The sequence below is a fragment of the Streptomyces sp. NPDC086835 genome, from assembly GCF_044745705.1.
Classification (GTDB): domain Bacteria; phylum Actinomycetota; class Actinomycetes; order Streptomycetales; family Streptomycetaceae; genus Streptomyces.
Window position 1 is genome coordinate 297,807 of record NZ_JBIVAU010000011.1, and the last position, 16,739, is coordinate 314,545.

Annotated in this window: 15 protein-coding genes; 2 read left to right on the forward strand and 13 right to left on the reverse strand. The window is 71.8% G+C overall.

The window, feature by feature from the left end; translation table 11 throughout:
• Positions 1–291: 291 nt before the first annotated feature.
• The gene (locus ACIPJI_RS30930; RefSeq protein WP_356625061.1) at positions 292–735 is read left to right on the forward strand and encodes a Rieske (2Fe-2S) protein; all 444 of its coding nucleotides are present in this window, start codon (positions 292–294) and stop codon (positions 733–735) included.
• 22 nt (positions 736–757) lie between these two features.
• Entirely contained in the window at positions 758–1,441 is a 684-nt protein-coding gene (locus ACIPJI_RS30935; RefSeq protein ID WP_402250077.1) for a DNA polymerase beta superfamily protein, read from the forward strand.
• 45 nt (positions 1,442–1,486) lie between these two features.
• Here the strand turns inward: ACIPJI_RS30935 and ACIPJI_RS30940 are convergent, their stop codons facing one another.
• The 13 genes from ACIPJI_RS30940 to ACIPJI_RS31000 all read right to left on the reverse strand — a co-directional run bounded on the left by ACIPJI_RS30940 (position 1,487) and on the right by ACIPJI_RS31000 (position 16,713).
• Positions 1,487–2,518, reverse strand: a complete 1,032-nt coding sequence (locus ACIPJI_RS30940) for an ADP-ribosylglycohydrolase family protein (RefSeq protein WP_402250079.1) — start codon at positions 2,516–2,518, stop codon at positions 1,487–1,489.
• Positions 2,515–3,252: an NUDIX domain-containing protein gene (locus ACIPJI_RS30945; RefSeq protein WP_307705655.1), complete on the reverse strand. Its 738-nt coding sequence runs from the start codon at positions 3,250–3,252 to the stop codon at positions 2,515–2,517. The genes ACIPJI_RS30940 and ACIPJI_RS30945 overlap by 4 nt, the downstream gene beginning before the upstream one ends.
• A complete protein-coding gene (locus tag ACIPJI_RS30950; RefSeq protein WP_402250081.1) occupies positions 3,249–4,319 on the reverse strand; it encodes an AAA family ATPase in 1,071 nt (356 codons plus the stop codon). The genes ACIPJI_RS30945 and ACIPJI_RS30950 overlap by 4 nt, the downstream gene beginning before the upstream one ends.
• Positions 4,316–4,960: a nicotinamide riboside transporter PnuC gene (gene pnuC, locus ACIPJI_RS30955; RefSeq protein WP_402250083.1), complete on the reverse strand. Its 645-nt coding sequence runs from the start codon at positions 4,958–4,960 to the stop codon at positions 4,316–4,318. The genes ACIPJI_RS30950 and pnuC overlap by 4 nt, the downstream gene beginning before the upstream one ends.
• A 122-nt stretch (positions 4,961–5,082) precedes the next feature.
• Complete coding sequence (locus ACIPJI_RS30960) at positions 5,083–6,189, reverse strand: pseudouridine synthase (protein WP_307705658.1); 1,107 nt, start codon at positions 6,187–6,189, stop codon at positions 5,083–5,085.
• Positions 6,189–6,794 (reverse strand): SMC-Scp complex subunit ScpB, encoded by a 606-nt coding sequence (gene scpB, locus ACIPJI_RS30965; RefSeq protein WP_037775071.1) that lies wholly within the window; start codon positions 6,792–6,794, stop codon positions 6,189–6,191. The genes ACIPJI_RS30960 and scpB overlap by 1 nt, the downstream gene beginning before the upstream one ends.
• On the reverse strand, positions 6,791–7,921 hold the full coding sequence (locus ACIPJI_RS30970) for a segregation/condensation protein A (protein ID WP_402250086.1): 1,131 nt from the start codon (positions 7,919–7,921) through the stop codon (positions 6,791–6,793). Before ACIPJI_RS30970 ends, scpB begins: the two co-directional genes overlap by 4 nt.
• A 398-nt stretch (positions 7,922–8,319) precedes the next feature.
• Complete coding sequence (locus tag ACIPJI_RS30975) at positions 8,320–8,937, reverse strand: hypothetical protein (protein ID WP_402250088.1); 618 nt, start codon at positions 8,935–8,937, stop codon at positions 8,320–8,322.
• On the reverse strand, positions 8,922–10,100 hold the full coding sequence (locus tag ACIPJI_RS30980) for a ParA family protein (protein ID WP_078535389.1): 1,179 nt from the start codon (positions 10,098–10,100) through the stop codon (positions 8,922–8,924). Before ACIPJI_RS30980 ends, ACIPJI_RS30975 begins: the two co-directional genes overlap by 16 nt.
• A gap of 340 nt (positions 10,101–10,440) precedes the next feature.
• Entirely contained in the window at positions 10,441–11,553 is a 1,113-nt protein-coding gene (gene ald, locus ACIPJI_RS30985) for an alanine dehydrogenase (protein WP_356625073.1), read from the reverse strand.
• Between the two features lie 144 nt (positions 11,554–11,697).
• Positions 11,698–13,668, reverse strand: coding sequence for a tetratricopeptide repeat protein (locus ACIPJI_RS30990; protein ID WP_402250121.1), 1,971 nt, complete (start codon positions 13,666–13,668; stop codon positions 11,698–11,700).
• 680 nt (positions 13,669–14,348) lie between these two features.
• Positions 14,349–14,975 carry an NUDIX hydrolase gene (locus ACIPJI_RS30995; protein WP_356625052.1) on the reverse strand — a complete coding sequence of 209 codons (627 nt, stop codon included), beginning with the start codon at positions 14,973–14,975 and terminating at the stop codon, positions 14,349–14,351.
• An 88-nt stretch (positions 14,976–15,063) separates the two neighbouring features.
• A complete protein-coding gene (locus tag ACIPJI_RS31000; protein WP_307705661.1) occupies positions 15,064–16,713 on the reverse strand; it encodes a CTP synthase in 1,650 nt (549 codons plus the stop codon).
• Between the last annotated feature and the right edge of the window lie 26 nt (positions 16,714–16,739).

Below are 16,739 nucleotides of genomic sequence, written 5' to 3' on the forward strand. Positions count from 1 at the left end.
CGTGCTCCTTCGTTCTCAACCGCCGGTCTTGCCGACCGGGTGCTCCGTTTCAGCGTAGTCAGCGCGCGGCGGGGCGGCGGCGGCGACCGCTCCGCGAGACACGTCGACTCTGCGGGACGCGGACCGTCCGGTCCGGCTGCCCTCTGGGACCGACGGCCCGTGGAGGCGCACACTGGGCCTGGGCCTGGGCGGACGGGCGGACACGACTGCCCGATTGCTTCTCCTCCGCCCGTCCGGAGGCCAGGATGCTCGTGCCCCGGGTGGCCGGGGCGGCGAACAGAGGAGAGCGTCATGGACACGAGCCGACGGACGGTCCTCGCGGTCGGCGCGGCGGGCGCGGCCGCGCTGGTCGCGGGATGCGGGGGCGGAGGCGGCGGGGAGGAGCCGGCCACCCGGCCGCCGGACGCCACGCCCACGGAGCCCGGGCAGGACTCCCCCGCCCCTGGCGGCGAGGAGCTCGCGAAGACGGCGGACATCCCGGTCGGCGGCGGCAAGGTCTTCGCCGACAAGAAGATCGTGGTGACGCAGCCGGAGTCCGGCGACTTCAAGGCGTTCTCCGCGGTCTGCACCCATCAGGGCTGCACGGTCGCGAACGTCTCCGACGGGACCATCAACTGCCTCTGCCACGGCAGCAAGTTCGGCCTCGCGGACGCCTCCGTGGAGGCGGGGCCGGCCACGAAGCCGCTGCCGGCGGAGCGGATCACGGTCTCGGGGGACTCGATCCGGCGGGGCTAGCGCCTCACGTAGCCTCTCGGGCATGACGCCGGTGACCCTTGTCCGCGACCACACGATCTACTCCTGTGTCATGGGGTCGCGCGCCTTCGGGCTGGCCACCGATGACAGCGACACCGACCGGCGCGGGGTGTTCCTCGCTCCCACCCCGCTGTTCTGGGGCTTCGAGAAGCCACCGACGCATGTCGAGGGGCCGGCGGAGGAACAGTTCTCCTGGGAGCTGGAACGCTTCCTCGAGCTGGCGCTGCGCGCCAACCCGAACGTGCTGGAGTGCCTGCACTCCCCCATCGTCGAGCATGTCGACGACACCGGCCGCGAACTGCTGTCCCTGCGTGGGGCGTTCCTGTCGCGCCGCGCCCACGAGACGTTCGTCCGTTACGCGACGGGGCAGCGCAGGAAGCTCGAAGCGGACGTGCGGCAGCACGGCGCACCGCGCTGGAAGCACGCCATGCACCTGCTGCGTCTGCTGGGCAGTTGCCGCGATCTGCTGCGCACGGGCGAGCTGGTGATCGACGTGGGCGCGGACCGCGAACGGCTGCTCGAGGTCAAACGGGGCGAGGTGCCGTGGGACCGGGTCGAGTCCTGGATGACCCGCCTCGCCACCGAGGCGGACACGGCCGCGACCACCTCCCCGCTCCCGCACGCCCCGGACCGTGCCCGGGTGGAGGACTTCCTGGTACGGGCCAGGAGGGCGTCGGCGGGCCGATAAGTGACCGGCCGCGTGCCCCGGGGCACGACCGAGGCCGAACAGGGCTCAGGCGTCCCAGAGCGCTCCCAGCGTCACGAGCTCCCCCCGGTACTCGATCCGGTCCGCCCACTCGCGCGGCCACGCGCCGGCGCCGAGGTGGGCGCCCGCGAACGCGCCCGCGAGGCAGGCGATCGAGTCGGAGTCGCCCTTGGTGCAGGCGGCCCGGCGGAGGGCCGTGAGCGGCTCCTCGGGGAACATCAGGAAGCACAGCAGGCCCGTGGCGAGCGCCTCCTCCGCGATCCAGCCGTCGCCGGTGGCCAGGCAGGGGTCGAGCTCCGGTTCCGGTGAGCGCAGGGCGGCGGCGAGGCGTTCGAGGATCTGCAGGCACTCGTCCCAGCCGCGCGCGATGAACGCCTCGGGTGTCGCGTCGTGCGAGTAGGTCCAGAGGTCGCCGAGCCAGCGGTGCAGGTACCGGCTGCGGTTCTCGTACGCGTACGAACGCAGCTGGCCCACCAGGCCGGTCGGCTCCGCCCCCTGCGCCAGCAGGAACACCGCGCGGGCCGTGAGGTCGCTCGCGGCGAGGGCGGTCGGGTGGCCGTGGGTGAGCGCGGCCTGCAACTGCGCGGCGCCGGAGCGCTGTTCCTCGCTCAGGCCCGGGACGAGGCCGACGGGTGCGACACGCATGTTCGCCCCGCAGCCCTTGGAGCCGATCTGGCTGGCCGCCTGCCACGGCAGGTCGCTGTCCAGCTTCTGGCAGGCGACCAGGCAGGTGCGGCCGGGGGCCCGGTTGTTCTCCGGCGAGTGGTACCAGTCGACGAACTCCTCGCGCACCGGCCTGACGAGCCTGGACGCCACGAGCAGGCCGCGCGACATGGCCGTGCGGATGCCGCGCGCGAGGGCGAGGGTCATCTGGGTGTCGTCGGTGACGATCGCGGGCGTGGGGAGTTCCATCTGCCGCCACGGCCCGCACTTGGCGAGGATGGCGGGCACGTCGTTGAACTCGGTCGGGAAGCCGAGGGCGTCGCCGAGCGCGAGCCCGGTCAGCGCCCCGGTGGCGGCCTGCTTGGTGATGGTCCTGGTGCTCCTCGTCGTGGTCATGTCTGCTGCCGTCCCTCAGGTCGCAGGAGTGGTGGGTGCAGGGCGGACGCGGCTCCCGCCCGGTAGAGCGCGGCCGGTTTTCCGCGGCCGCCGGTGCGGCGCGGTTCGCCCTCGACGGCCTCGACGAAGCCGGGGGTCGCCAGCACCTTGCGCCGGAAGTTGGGGCGGTCCAGTTCGACGCCCCAGACGGTCTCGTACACCTGCTGGAGCTCGCCGAGGGTGAACTCGCGCGGGCAGAAGGCGGTGGCGAGACAGGTGTACTCGAGCTTGGCGCCGATGCGGCTGTGCGCGTCGGCGAGGATCGTGTCGTGGTCGAAGGCGAGGGGCGCGGCCGAGGAGAGCGGTGTCCATCGGGCGTGCGCCGCGTCGCCGCCCCCGCGCGGCTCCGGCAGGTCCGGTACGAGCGCGGTGTAGGCGACGGACACCACCCGCATCCTCGGGTCGCGGTCCGGGTCGCTGTAGGTGCGCAGCTGCTCGAGGTGGAGGTCGGCGGCGGTCTGCTCCGTCAGGCCGGTCTCCTCGGCCAGTTCGCGGCGCGCGGCGGCCTCCGCGGACTCCCTGGGGAGCAGGAAACCGCCGGGCAGCGCCCAGGCGCCCCGGTAGGGCTCCTGGCCGCGCTCGACCAGGAGGACGTGCAGCCGGCTCTCCCTGACGGTGAAGACGGCGAGGTCGACGGTGACGGCGAACGGTTCGAAGGCGTACGGGTCGTAGCCCGCCGGACGGGTGTCGCTCATCGCTTCTCCGGGAGGGGCTCCGCGAGGTCCCAGCCCTCGGCGATCAGTGCGTCCACGGCGGCGACCGCGGTGGCGAGCCGCCGCTCGTGCGGTCCGGTGAGCTCGACGGTGCGGCGGCCGGTGCGGGCGAGCTCCTCGCGGAAGCGGCCGGTCATCCAGGGCCGCAGGTGCTCTCCGTCCCGCAGTCCGTCGTCCTCGAAGGCGACGCCCGTGTGGTCGGTCAGCAGCCACAGGTGCTGGCGGCGCGGCTCGGGGGCCACCGGGTAGGGGCCGCCCATGTACCGCTCGTGCCAGATCGTCGTGGCGAAGGCGTCGGTGTCGCAGAAGACGACGGGCGAGCCGGCCCGCGCGGCGTGCTCCTCGAGCACCGCCTGTCGCCGCGCGATCAGGGGGAACTCGTCGGAGGAGAAGGTGACCTCGTCCCAGCCGGCGCCCGGCCGCCGTGCCCGCAGGGCGGCCAGCTTGTGCTCGCTGAACTCCCGTCCGTACTCGGCCACACAGCGGGTCTGCGCCCACACTCCGCCGCGTTGCCGGTAGTGCTCGGCGAGCGCCCGGGCCATCGTGGTGGTGCCGGTGGACTCGGCGCCGAGGACGACGACCCGGCGGGCGAGCGCGGCGCGCACCGGCGGCTCGAGGAAGTCCCAGCAGCCGACGGGGTCCTTGCGCACGGCGGTGCCGGAGACCGGGAAGACGCTCCGGTCGGGGTCGACGCAGACGGCGTCGGCGCCGAAGCGGCGGCCGAGCTCCGCGCCGTACGCCTCCGACGTGAAGACGGCGTGCACGCGGCCGGGGACGGCGGCGCGGAAGACGGCCATGTGCGCGTCCCACACATCAGGGTCGTGCACGTCCACCGGGATCTCGTCCATGGTGCCCACGACCCGCACGCCGGGGTGCACTTCGCGCATCCACGCCACGCGGTCGGCCAGCGGGATCGTCTCGACGGACGACGCGCACACGAGGACGGTGAGTCGTTCGCAGCGGTCGGCCGCCGTACGCACGAGATGGTGGTGGCCGGCGTGCGGCGGGTAGAACTTGCCGAGGACCAGGCCGTGTCCGTAGCGCTTCATACGGCCACCGCCTCACGCCGTACGGACACGTCGCGCGACCAGCCCCGCAGCCCCGCGACGCACAGCGCCATGAAGCCGATGTAGAGCAGGGACGTCAGATAGAGCTCCTTGTACGCGTACAGCGGCACGTACACCACGTCGGCGGCGATCCACAGCCACCACGACTCCAGACGCTTCCGGCACTGTCCGTACGTCGCCATCAGGGACAGGGCCGTCGTCAGCGCGTCCCAGAAGGGGACGGTGGAGTCGGTGGCGCGGTCGAGGAGGAGGGTGAGGGCGAGTGTCCCCACCACCCCCGCCGCGAGCAGCCAGGTCCACTCGGTGCGGGTGGTGCGCCGCACCGGGAGGACGGAAGAGCCTGGTCCACCCCCGTGGGCCCAGGTCCACCAGCCGTAGGCGGCGAGGGTGATGAAGACGACCTGCAGGCCGGCGTCGGCGTACAGGCCCGCCTGGGTGAAGAGAAGGATGAAGAAGACGTTGTTGGCGATGCCGATCGGCCAGTTCGCGATGTGCTGGCGGGCGACGAGCCACACGCAGAGGGCGCCGCTGCCGAACCCCAGGAACTCGACCCAGCTGACCGAGGTCCCGAGCACCGTGAACAGCGGCTGCTGCAGGGGCCCGAGGATATCTGCGAGACTCACGCCCACCTCCTTAATAGTCATCATGACTATAAAGCAGCCGCGACGACCGCCACAAGGCTTTTACGACGACGGAGGGCCCGCGACCTGGCAGGTCGCGGGCCCTTTTTCGTACGTTTGTGCCGTTACAGACCGACTTCCTTCATCAGCATGCCGACCTCGGTGTTGGTCAGCCGGCGCAGCCAGCCGGACTTCTGGTCGCCCAGCGCGATCGGCCCGAACGCGGTCCGCACGAGCTTGTCGACCGGGAAGCCCGCCTCGGAGAGCATGCGGCGCACGATGTGCTTGCGGCCCTCGTGGAGGGTGACCTCGACGAGGTAGTTCTTGCCGGTGTTCTCCACGACCCGGAAGTGGTCGGCGCGGGCGTAGCCGTCCTCGAGCTGGATGCCCTCCTTGAGGCGCTTGCCCAGCTCCCGCGGCAGCGGCCCCTGGATGGCGGCGAGGTAGGTCTTCTTCACGCCGTACTTGGGGTGGGTCAGCCGGTGGGCCAGCTCACCGTGGTTGGTGAGCAGGATGATGCCCTCGGTCTCCGTGTCGAGCCGGCCGACGTGGAACAGCCGGGTCTCACGGTTGGTGACGTAGTCGCCGAGGCACTGCCGCCCGTCGGGGTCCTCCATGGTGGACACGACACCCGCGGGCTTGTTCAGCGCGAAGAAGAGGTGCGACTGGGTCGCGACGGTCAGACCGTCGACCTTGATCTCGTCCTGCTCCGGGTCGACGCGGACACCCTGCTCGATCACGATCTTGCCGTTGACCTCGACACGGCCGGCGTCGATCAGCTCCTCGCACGCCCGGCGCGAGCCCATACCGGCCCGGGCGAGCACCTTCTGCAGACGCTCCCCCTCCTGGTCACCGAAGGTCTTGGGGGTCTTGATCTCCGGCTTGTTCGCGTAACGCTCGCGGTTGCGCTCCTCGGAGCGGGCGTCGTACTCACGCGAACGCGCGGGTGCGGTACGGCCGCCACCGCGCTGCGGCGACTGCCTCGGGCCCCCCTTCGCGCCGCCGCGGGCCGCGCCGCCGCGCCCCTTCTTGGGCGCCTCGGGGGTACCGCCCACGTCGTAGCGACGCTCCTCGGGGCGGGGCTTCCCGGCGCGCTTCTGCTTGTCGTCGCGGTCGTTGCCGGCGCCGCGGTAGTTGCCGCGCCCGCCGCCGCTGCTGCCGCGGCCGCCGCTGTTGCCACCACGGCTCCCGCCGTTGTTTCCGCTGCTGTTCCTGCCGCTGCTGCTTCGCATCAAATTTCCGTCTTGTCGTCTGCGTCCTCACGATCCGGTGCATCCGGATCGAACGACGGAACGCCTTCCTGCGTCTCGGCCTCGATCGCGTCCGCCTCCGGTAGGAAGGGCGCGAGCTCCGGAAGCTCGTCCAGGCCGCGCAGGCCCATCCGCTCCAGAAAGTAGTTCGTCGTCCTGTACAGGATCGCACCTGTTTCAGGTTCCGTGCCCGCCTCCTCGACCAGACCCCGCTGAAGGAGGGTGCGCATGACGCCGTCGCAGTTCACTCCGCGCACCGCGGAGACCCTGGAACGGCTCACCGGCTGCCGGTACGCGACGACCGCGAGGGTCTCCAGCGCGGCCTGGGTCAGCCGGGCATGCTGGCCGTCGAGCACGAAACGCTCGACGGCCGCGGCGTGCTCCGGGCGGCTGTAGAACCGCCAGCCGCCGGCGACGAGCCGCAGCTCGAAGCCGCGGCCCTGGATCGTGTACTCGTCCGCGAGCTCCCGCAGCGCGTCCGCGACGGCCCTCCTGGGCTGCTCCAGCACCTTGGCGAGGTGTTCCTCCGTCGCCGGCTCGTCGACGACCATGAGGACGGCCTCGAGCGCGGGCTTGAGCTCGCTCACTGCTTCTCCTCCACGACTTGATCGAACTCGTCCGTGACGGCCACCGCTTCGGCACCGCCCCCGGCCCACACCACCGTCAGCTCGCCCAGCGCCTCCTCCTGGTCGAGGGCGACCGCCTTCTCCCGGTAGAGCTCCAGCAGGGCGAGGAACCGGGCGACGACGGTCAGGGTGTCCGGAGCGTCCTGCGAGAGCTCACGGAACGACGCCCTGCCCCGCTCCCTGAGCATCGCGACCACGACCTCTGCCTGCTCCCTGACGCTGACCAGCGGCGCGTGGATGTGGTCCACGTAGACCTGCGGCTTCGCCTTCGGCTGCATGGCCTTCACCGCGAGCTTGGCGAAGCCCTCGGCGCCGACGCTGATGACGACCTCGGGCAGCAGCTCGGCGAGGTGGGCCTCGAGCCCGACGGTGCGGGGGTACCGCCGCGCCTCCTCGTCGAGGCGCCGGTCGAAGATGTCGGCGATCTGCTTGTACGCGCGGTACTGGAGCAGCCGAGCGAAGAGCAGGTCACGGGCCTCCAGCAGTGCGAGGTCCGCCTCGTCCTCGACCTCGGCCGCAGGCAGCAGCCGGGCGGCCTTGAGGTCGAGCAGCGTCGCCGCGACGACGAGGAACTCGGTGGTCTGGTCGAGGTCCCAGTCGGGCCCCATGGCCCGGATGTACGCCATGAACTCGTCGGTGACCTTGGAGAGCGCGACCTCGGTCACGTCGAGCTTGTGCTTCGAGATGAGCTGCAGCAGCAGGTCGAACGGCCCCTCGAAGTTGACGAGCCGCACGGTGAACCGCCCGTCCCCAACACCGGCGGCGTCGCTCGCCCCGTGCTGCGCCTCGGAACCAGGCCCGGTCCTGGACACACCCTGGGCGACCGACGGCACGGCAGGGGCCGCCTCCGACCGCTCCAGGCCCGCGGGGCCGTCGTCGTTGCCGTCCGTGCCGAACGGGCCCTTGCCGGCCTCCTCGCCGTCGCGCAGCGCACGACGTTCGGGGTCCGGGCCCTCGGCCTCGGTCTCGGGAAGGGGCGGGGTCGGGAAGTCCCCCACCCGCTCCGCAGCCGCATCGCCGAGCGGACGACGTTCAGGGTCCGGGGACTCGGCCGTCTCGGACAGGGGCGGGGTCGGGGAATCGGCCACGTCGGACGGCGCGACCGAGGCCGCCCGAGGCGCCTCCGTGCCCTCGGGACCTTCCTCGCCAACGTCCCGGCCGGACGGACCGTCGCCGGCCTCCTCGCCGTCGCGCAGCACACGACGCCCGGACTCCGATGGCTCGGCCCCCGTCTCGGGAAGGGGCGGGGTCGGGAAGTCACCCACCCGCTCCGCAGCCGCATCGCCGTCGCCGAGCGCACGGCGTTCGGAGTCCGGGGGCTCGGCCCCGGTCTCGGGAAGGGGCGGGGTGAGGGAAACCGCTCCCTGACGCGACGCGCCCGGCCCCCGCCCCAAGGCACGGCGGCGGGACGGGCCGGGCGGGTCGTCGTTCGGGGGCATGGCGGTCCAGGGAGCGGGAGGAACAGGCGCGCCCGCAGGCTACCCGCTCAGCGACCCCGCAGGCGTCTCACGAGGATGCTCGCGTCGCCCCGCTGCTCGAGGTCCGCGAGGACCACCGCCACCGCCTCGCGAACGATCCGACCGCGGTCGACGGCCAGGCCGTGCTCGCCGCGCAGCACCAGCCGCGCGTGCTCGAGGTCCATGAGTTCCTCGGCGGAGACGTAGACCGTGATCTTCTCGTCGTGGCGTTCGCGCCCGCTGGGCCGGCGGTTCGCGCCGCGTCCCCGCCGGCGCGGCGCGGCGCCGGCGGCCGGGCCCGCGTCCCCGCCCTCCTGGGGGCGGCGCGCCTTGGGCGTCATCGCCCGTCCGGCGGCGGCCGCGGCGTCGGAGGCCCGGCTGCGGCCCTCCTCCGAGGGCTCCGCGTCGGCCGCGGAGTGCTCCTCTGACGACGAGGCGGACGCGGACGCGGAGACCGACTCGGCCCCCGTCTCCTCCGCTTCGCCCTGCGCCGGCACCCGCGGTTCACCGTTGGCGTTCGACGTGTTCTGAGCGTTGTTCGGGGTGTTCGGGTTCCCCTGCTTGCGCGGGGACGACGACTGCAGCGCCATGCCCCCGGTCGTACGGAACAGCTCGTCGGCCCCGGGCAGACTCACTCGGCGTGACACCGGGCGAGCACCTCCCTGGCGAGCTGGCGGTATGCGGCGGCGCCGACGGAGTTCGACGCGTAGGTCGTGATCGGCTCACCGGCGACCGTGGTCTCCGGGAAGCGGACGGTCCGCCCGATGACCGTGTGGTAGACGTGGTCGTCGAACGCCTCGACGACCCGCGCCAGCACCTCGCGGCTGTGCACGGTCCGCGAGTCGTACATCGTGGCGAGGATGCCGTCGAGCTCGAGGTCGGGGTTGAGCCGCTCCTGGACCTTCTCGATCGTCTCGGTCAGCAGCGCGACACCGCGCAGCGCGAAGAACTCGCACTCGAGCGGCACTATCACCTTGTGCGCCGCGGTCAGCGCGTTGACGGTGAGCAGGCCGAGCGACGGCTGACAGTCGATCACGATGTAGTCGTAGTCGGACATCAGCGGCTTCAGCGCGCGCTGGAGCGTCGACTCGCGCGCGACCTCGCTCACCAACTGCACTTCCGCGGCCGAGAGGTCGATGTTGCTCGGCAGCAGGTCCATGTTGGGCACGGCGGTCTTCAGGAGGACCTCGTCGGCCGACATGCCCCGCTCCATGAGCAGGTTGTAGACGGTGAGGTCGAGCTCCATCGGGTTGACGCCGAGACCCACCGACAGCGCGCCCTGCGGGTCGAAGTCGACGAGCAGCACCCGCCGTCCGTATTCGGCGAGCGCGGCACCTAGGTTGATGGTCGACGTCGTCTTGCCGACGCCGCCCTTCTGGTTGCACATCGCGATGATCTTGGCGGGGCCGTGGTCGGTCAGCGGGCCCGGGATCGGGAAGTACGGCAGCGGACGTCCGGTGGGGCCGATCCGCTCGCGGCGCTGACGGGCAGCGTCGGGCGCGAGGGTGGCCGCGTACTCGGGATCGGGCTCGTACTCGGCATCGGGGTCGTAGAAGTGCCCTTCTGGGACTTCCTCGTAGGCGGCGAAGTGGGTGGACTCTCGGCCACTCTCGTTGCCGGCCATGGCGTTCACGTGTTGGCCGTCCATCATCTTCATCGTGTGGGCTGTCGTCATGTGCGTCGTGTGCTGGTGCGTCGCGAAGGTGCGGACAGCGACGGAGCCGACATCCTCGGGACCGGACGACGGGCCCTGGCCCGCCGGAACCGTTCCTGGCCGACCACCCCCGGGAGTAAATGTCGACTCATTCACAAGTCGTCTTACCTCCTTGGACCGTGACCAGGAAACTTATCGATAGGTCAGCGTGGCACCATGCCGACGGTTTGCGACTCTATGGCGTGTCACCGGTCCGCAGCAACACAATCCGCCGGACCCGGCCCGATGTGTCGGCAATCGAACACCCCCCTGTCAAGGGCGCACAGGCCCTTCCGCGTGCCTCCGCCCACACGTTTCGGGGGTTCGCGAAACGGTTAAAGGGTTACGTTCGAGGCGAGTTGAGCGAGCACCGCAAAAGGGGCGAAGACGAGTCCGGCCGGACCTCGCTGAGCAAGGTCCGGCCGGACTCGTGAGGTTGACGCCGCTGGTTGACCGCTCAGCCGAGCAGCGCGCCCAGCTCGACGCTCTCGAGGCCGTGCGCCTCGGCGACCTCACGGTAAACCACCTTGCCGTCATGGGTGTTGAGACCCTTGGCGAGCGCCGGGTCACGGCGCAGAGCCTCGACCCAGCCGTTGTTCGCCAGCGACACGATGTAGGGCAGCGTGGCGTTGGTCAGCGCGTAGGTGGAGGTGTTCGGCACCGCGCCGGGCATGTTGGCGACGCAGTAGAAGACCGAGTCGTGGACGTTGAACGTCGGCTCGGCGTGGGTGGTCGGACGGGAGTCCTCGAAGCATCCACCCTGATCGATTGCAATGTCGACAAGTACACTTCCGGGCTTCATCTTGGCGACGAGCTCGTTGGTGACCAGCTTCGGCGCCTTGGCTCCGGGGATCAGCACGGCACCGATGACGAGGTCGGCCTCGACGACCGCCTTCTCCAGCTCGAAGGCGTTGGAGACGATCGTCTGCACCTTGGTGCCGAAGATCTTGTCCGCCTCGCGCAGCTTGTTGATGTCCCGGTCGAGCAGGGTCACGTGGAAGCCCATGCCGACCGCGATCTGCGTGGCGTTCCAGCCGGAGACGCCGCCGCCGATGACGACGGCCCTGCCGGCCTGGGTGCCGGGGACGCCACCGGGGAGCACGCCACGGCCGCCGGCCGAACGCATCAGGTGGTACGCGCCGACCTGGGGGGCGAGACGGCCCGCGACCTCGGACATCGGGGCGAGCAGCGGCAGGGCGCGGTTCACCTCGACCGTCTCGTAGGCGATCGCCGTGGTGCCGGACTCCAGCAGGGCGTCGGTGCACTCGCGGGAGGCGGCGAGGTGCAGGTAGGTGAAGAGGGTCTGGTCCTTGCGGAGACGGTGGTACTCCTCCGCGATGGGCTCCTTGACCTTCAGCAGCAGGTCGGCGGTGGCCCAGACCTCGTCGGCGGTGGGCAGGATCCGGGCTCCGGCCGCGACGTACTCGTCGTCCGTGATCGAGGAGCCGACACCGGCGTTCTGCTCGACGAAGACCTGGTGCCCGTTGCGCACGAGCTCGTGCACGCCGGCGGGGGTGATGGCCACCCGGAACTCGTTGTTCTTGACCTCGCGGGGGATGCCGACCTTCACGTCGATCACGGTCCTTGGCTCAGGGGATTTATCGGTCGATGACGCGCGTACCCAGATGCACGCAGGCATACCGGGACACACCACGAGAAGCTGTGGCGTTGCCAGTCTAATGAAGGATTTCCCGCTGTCTAGCCTTGCAAAGCATTAATCTTCGAGCGAACTGCCACGGATTTCGTAGGTTGAATCCTCTGTTCCAAGCATTCTTTCCGCGGCGGTGCGGTGCAGCCTCGCCGCCGCCGGGTCGCCGAGCCGGTCGAGGGTGTCGGCGAGCCTGAGCTGCAGCGCGGCCTGGAGCCGTGTGTCCCCGGCCCGGCGGGCCAGGTCCACCGCGTCCTGGCAGGTGCGCAGGCATTCCTCCGGCCGCCCCGCGTACTCCTGGACGCGGGCCGCCTCGCTCAACGCCCGCGCCTGGGACGGCAGATCACCGACCTTTCGATAGCCGGCGACCGCCGCCCGCCAGCTGCGCAGCGCCTCCCCGTACCGTCCCGCGTACGTGTGCGCGGTGCCGAGCCGTCCGTACAGCCGCGCCTCGTCGGCGCGCTCACCGCGTGCCTGGCGCTGCGCGAGGGCGCGGCCGTACCAGTCGGCCGCCCGCTGCCAGTCGCCCAGTTCCTGGTACGCGCCGCCTACGGATTCCATCGCGCGGCCCGTCGCGTACGGATCGTTCGCGGCGCGGCCCGCGTCGAGCGCGGCCCGGTAGCGCGCCAGCGCGTCGGCGGTACGTCCGGTCTGCGCGTCCAGGTCGGCGAGGTTGAGCAGCGCGGCGGCCTGCTCCCGGTGCAGCCCGCGCCGCTCGGCGACGTCGAGGACCAGCTGGTGCAGCCCGTACAGCTCGGGGGCGGCCGCCTCCGTGCCCCAGTGCGCCGCCAGTGCCCTGACCAGGGCGGCGACGAACCTGCGTGCCAGGGTGTCGAGCTCGCCGTCGTCGACCACGAGCCGGGCCGCGGCCAGCAGCTCCGGCCGACTGGTGCGCAGCCACTCGCCGGCGGCCCACGCCGAGGTGAAGCGCAGGGCGCGGGGCAGGGCGGCCAGCTTCTTGCGGGCCGGGGATCCTTCGGGCTCGGTGATCGCCCGGCAGGCCTGGAGCCGCCGTACGGTCCGCTCGAGCATCCTGGCCCGCGCCAGCTGCACCTCGGCGGGCCGGTCGGTGCTCTCCATCAGCGTGCGCAGCAGCGGCGCGAGCGCGCCCGGCACTTCGAACGACGCCCCGGCGCGGCGCAGCAGCCCGAGCCCGGCGAAAAGGTCGAGGGTCTCCTGGGCGGCCGAGACGGAGCATCCGGCCAGTGCGGAGGCGGTGTGCGCGTCCGCGCGGCCGGCGGGCGCGAGGGCCAGCAGCCGCAGCGTCCGCGCGGCCGACTGCGGCAGTGATTCGTACACCAGCCGGAAGGCCCTGGTCAGGGGCCTGGCCCCGGTCGGCCGGCCCGCGTCGTCGGGGAGTGCGCGCAGCCGCTTGGCGGCGTCGGCGACGGAGGCCTTGGGGCGGGCGGCGAGCCAGCCGCCGACCAGCACCAGCGCGGCGGGCTGGCCGCCGCACTCCTCGGCGATCGCCTCCGCCGCCTGCGGGTCCACCGTGATCCGGACGGACCCGGTGAAGGTGGCGAGCAGCTCGATCGCGGACTTGGCGTCCATGCCGCCGAGCGTGCAGGGCCTCACGTCCGGGATGCCGGTGAGCGGGCCCTGGGACACGGCGACCACCAGGCAGTCCGGGTTCTGCGGCAGCAGCAGGTCGACCTGCTCGGCGTCCGTGGCGTCGTCGATGAGCAGCAGCACCCTCCGTACGGCGAGGGCCTCGCGCACCATCTCGGTCAGTTCGTCGTCGCCCGCGCCGGGCGGGGAGGCGATCCGGAGCCGGTCGAGCAGTCCGCGTGCCGCCTGCTCCATGGGGACCGGCCGGCCGGCCGGCTCGGTGAGCCGGACCTGGAGGATCCCGTCGGGGTAGCGGTCGCCCAGCCTGAGGGCGAGCTGCTGCGCCAGCGCGGAGCGCCCGGAGCCGGGACGCCCCGCGATCAGGAGCACCCGTGCGCGGGGCGCCTTGCGGCCGGCGAGCGTGTCGAGACCGGCGCGCTCGATGTCGGCGACGAGTGCCTTGAGCTCCCGCTGCCGGCCGAAGAACACCCCGCCGGTGCGCGTGCCGTCCGGCCCGGCTGTTCCGGGCTGCTGCGGCCCTCCGGCGGGCCGGGCCTCAGGGCCTGTCCGCCGGCCGGCCCGGACCGGACCACCCGCCCGGGGCCCGACCGCCTCGTCCGCCGGCGTGGAGGCGTCGATGCCGCTCGGCCCGTCGGGCCCCGGGGATACGTCGGCCTCGGCCGGGCCGGGCTCCGGGAGCTCACCGGCTTCCGGGCCGTGCTCCGTCGCCTCGTCGACCGCCTCCGGGCCGGGCTCCGCAGGTTCGTCCGCCAAGGGCGCAGCGTCCGCCTCGGGAACGGCGGTGGGCTCCCCCTCTCCCGGCGCGGACGCGGCGACGGGCGCCGCATCCGCGACGCCGGGAGCTGCTGGGGCGCGGGTCAGGGAGACGACGCGGGGGCCTGCTCCCGCCGAGGTCTCCGAGCGGTCGTCGGGCCCCTTGGGGCGATGGGCCGGCTCAGGAGGGACCGACCGGTCGGGGCCGTCCAAGTCCAGCGCCTGATCCGTCACGGGCCACGCTCCAGTCCGCCGTGCACGAGCCGAGCCCGGCGGGGCTCCGGCGGGCGATTCGAGCGTAGTTCACGCTCTGCGACGATCCGTGCGGAGCACGGCGCAGTCGTCGCCCGATCGGATCAGCGGATCGTCACATCGAATACGGCCACACGGGGTGGTCACGCCTCGAAAGGCCGCGCCGGCCACGGAGCCTCCGCGGGGCGCAGCGCGTCGAAGCCCTCGCCCCCACGGGCCGCCACCGCGGACAGCACGCCGACCACCAGGCACGTGTTGTGGAGATCCCCGGCGAGCACACCCTGGACCAGTTCGTCGAGCGGCACCCGGGCCAGCTCCATGTCGGCCTCCTCCTCGGAGACCTCGAAACGGGCGCCTTCGGCCTCGGACAACTCCCGTGCGAGGAAGATCCGTACCGCCTCGTCGCAGCCGCCGGGGGTGGTGTAGACGTCGGTGAGCACCCGCCAGTCCTCGGCCTTGACGTGCGCCTCCTCGTACAGCTCGCGCTGCGCCGCGTGCAGCGGGTTCTCCCCCGGCACGTCCAGCAGCCCGGCCGGGATCTCCCACAGCTTCTGCCGCACGGGGTGCCGGTACTGGCGGAGCACGATGACCCGGCCCTCGCCGTCGAGGGCGAGCACGGCGACCGACCCCGGGTGCACCTGGTAGTCACGCTTGACGACCGTGCCGTCGGGCATGACGACGTGGTCGGTACGGACGCTGGTCTTGTTGCCCTGGAACGGCGTCGTGGTCGCGGTGACCTGCCAGTGCTCGGGCGTGTCCTTGATGGCCATCGAAAGCGTCCTTCCACCCACACAACGGAAAACCGGGGTACGGATCCTTCTCAGGTCCGTACCCCGGTCAACCGTATCGTCTGGCGTGTCACTGACCGGACTTGCGCTCCACGGCCGCCTTCACCAGACCGGCGAAGAGAGGGTGCGGACGCGTCGGGCGGGACCGCAGCTCCGGGTGGGCCTGGGTGGCGACGAGATACGGGTGCACCTCGCGCGGGTACTCGACGTACTCGACGAGCCGGTTGTCGGGGGACGTGCCGGAGAAGAGGATGCCCGCCTTCTTCTCGAGCTCCGCGCGGTAGGCGTTGTTCACCTCGTAGCGGTGGCGGTGGCGCTCCTCCACGTAAGGCTCGTCGCCGTAGACCTCACGCACGATGGAGCCCTCTGCGAGCTTCGCCGGGTACAGGCCCAGACGCATGGTGCCGCCGAGGTCGCCGGCGCCCTCGACGTACGCCAGCTGCTCCTCCATGGTGGAGATCACCGGGTGCGCGGTGGCCGCGTCGAACTCGGTGGAGTTGGCGTCGGGGATCTCCGCCAGGTTGCGCGCGGCCTCGATCACGATGCACTGCAGGCCCAGGCAGAGGCCGAGCAGCGGGATCTTGTTCTCGCGGGCGTACTGGATGGCGCCGACCTTGCCGTTGACACCACGCTCGCCGAAACCGCCGGGGATGACGATCGCGTCGACGTCGCCGAGCTGCTTCGCGGCGCCCGCCGGGGTCTTGCAGTCGTCGGAGGTGACCCACTTGACCTGGACACGGGCCTTGTTGGCGAAGCCGCCGGCGCGCATGGCCTCGGTCACCGACAGGTAGGCGTCGGGCAGGTCGATGTACTTGCCGACGAGCGCGACGGTGACCTCGTGGTCGGGGTTGTGGACCCGGTCGAGCAGGTCCTCCCAGACCGTCCAGTCGACGTCGCGGAACGGCAGGTCGAGCTTGCGCACGACGTAGGCGTCCAGGCCCTCGGTGTGCAGGACCTTCGGGATGTCGTAGATCGACTTGGCGTCGATGGCGGCGACGACCGCGGCCTCGTCGACATCGCACATCAGCGAGATCTTGCGCTTGATCGCGGTCGGCACGTCACGGTCGGCGCGCAGCACGATCGCGTCGGGCTGGATACCGATGTTGCGCAGCGCCGCGACCGAGTGCTGGGTCGGCTTGGTCTTCAGCTCACCGGAGGGGCCGATGTAGGGCAGCAGCGAGATGTGCACGACGAAGACGTTGTCGCGGCCGACCTCGTGGCGGACCTGGCGGACGGTCTCCAGGAACGGCAGCGACTCGATGTCGCCGACCGTGCCGCCGACCTCGGTGATGACGACGTCGACGTCGTCGGTCGCCATCCGGCGGATACGGGACTTGATCTCGTTGGTGATGTGCGGGATGACCTGCACGGTGTCGCCCAGGTACTCGCCGCGCCGCTCCTTGGCGATGACCTGGCTGTAGACCTGGCCGGTGGTGACGTTGGCCGAGCCGTCGAGGTCGACGTCGAGGAAGCGCTCGTAGTGGCCGATGTCCAGGTCGGTCTCGGCGCCGTCGTTGGTGACGAACACCTCACCGTGCTGGAACGGGTTCATCGTGCCGGGGTCGACGTTCAGGTACGGGTCGAGCTTCTGCATGGTGACCCGCAGGCCCCGTGCCTTGAGCAGCGCACCCAGGCTGGAGGCCGTGAGGCCCTTGCCGAGGGAGGAGGCGACACCCCCGGTGACGAAGATGTGCTTGGTCGTCATGGATTTGGGCGGCATCGCCAAGAGGGGGCTCCCGTGGTCGC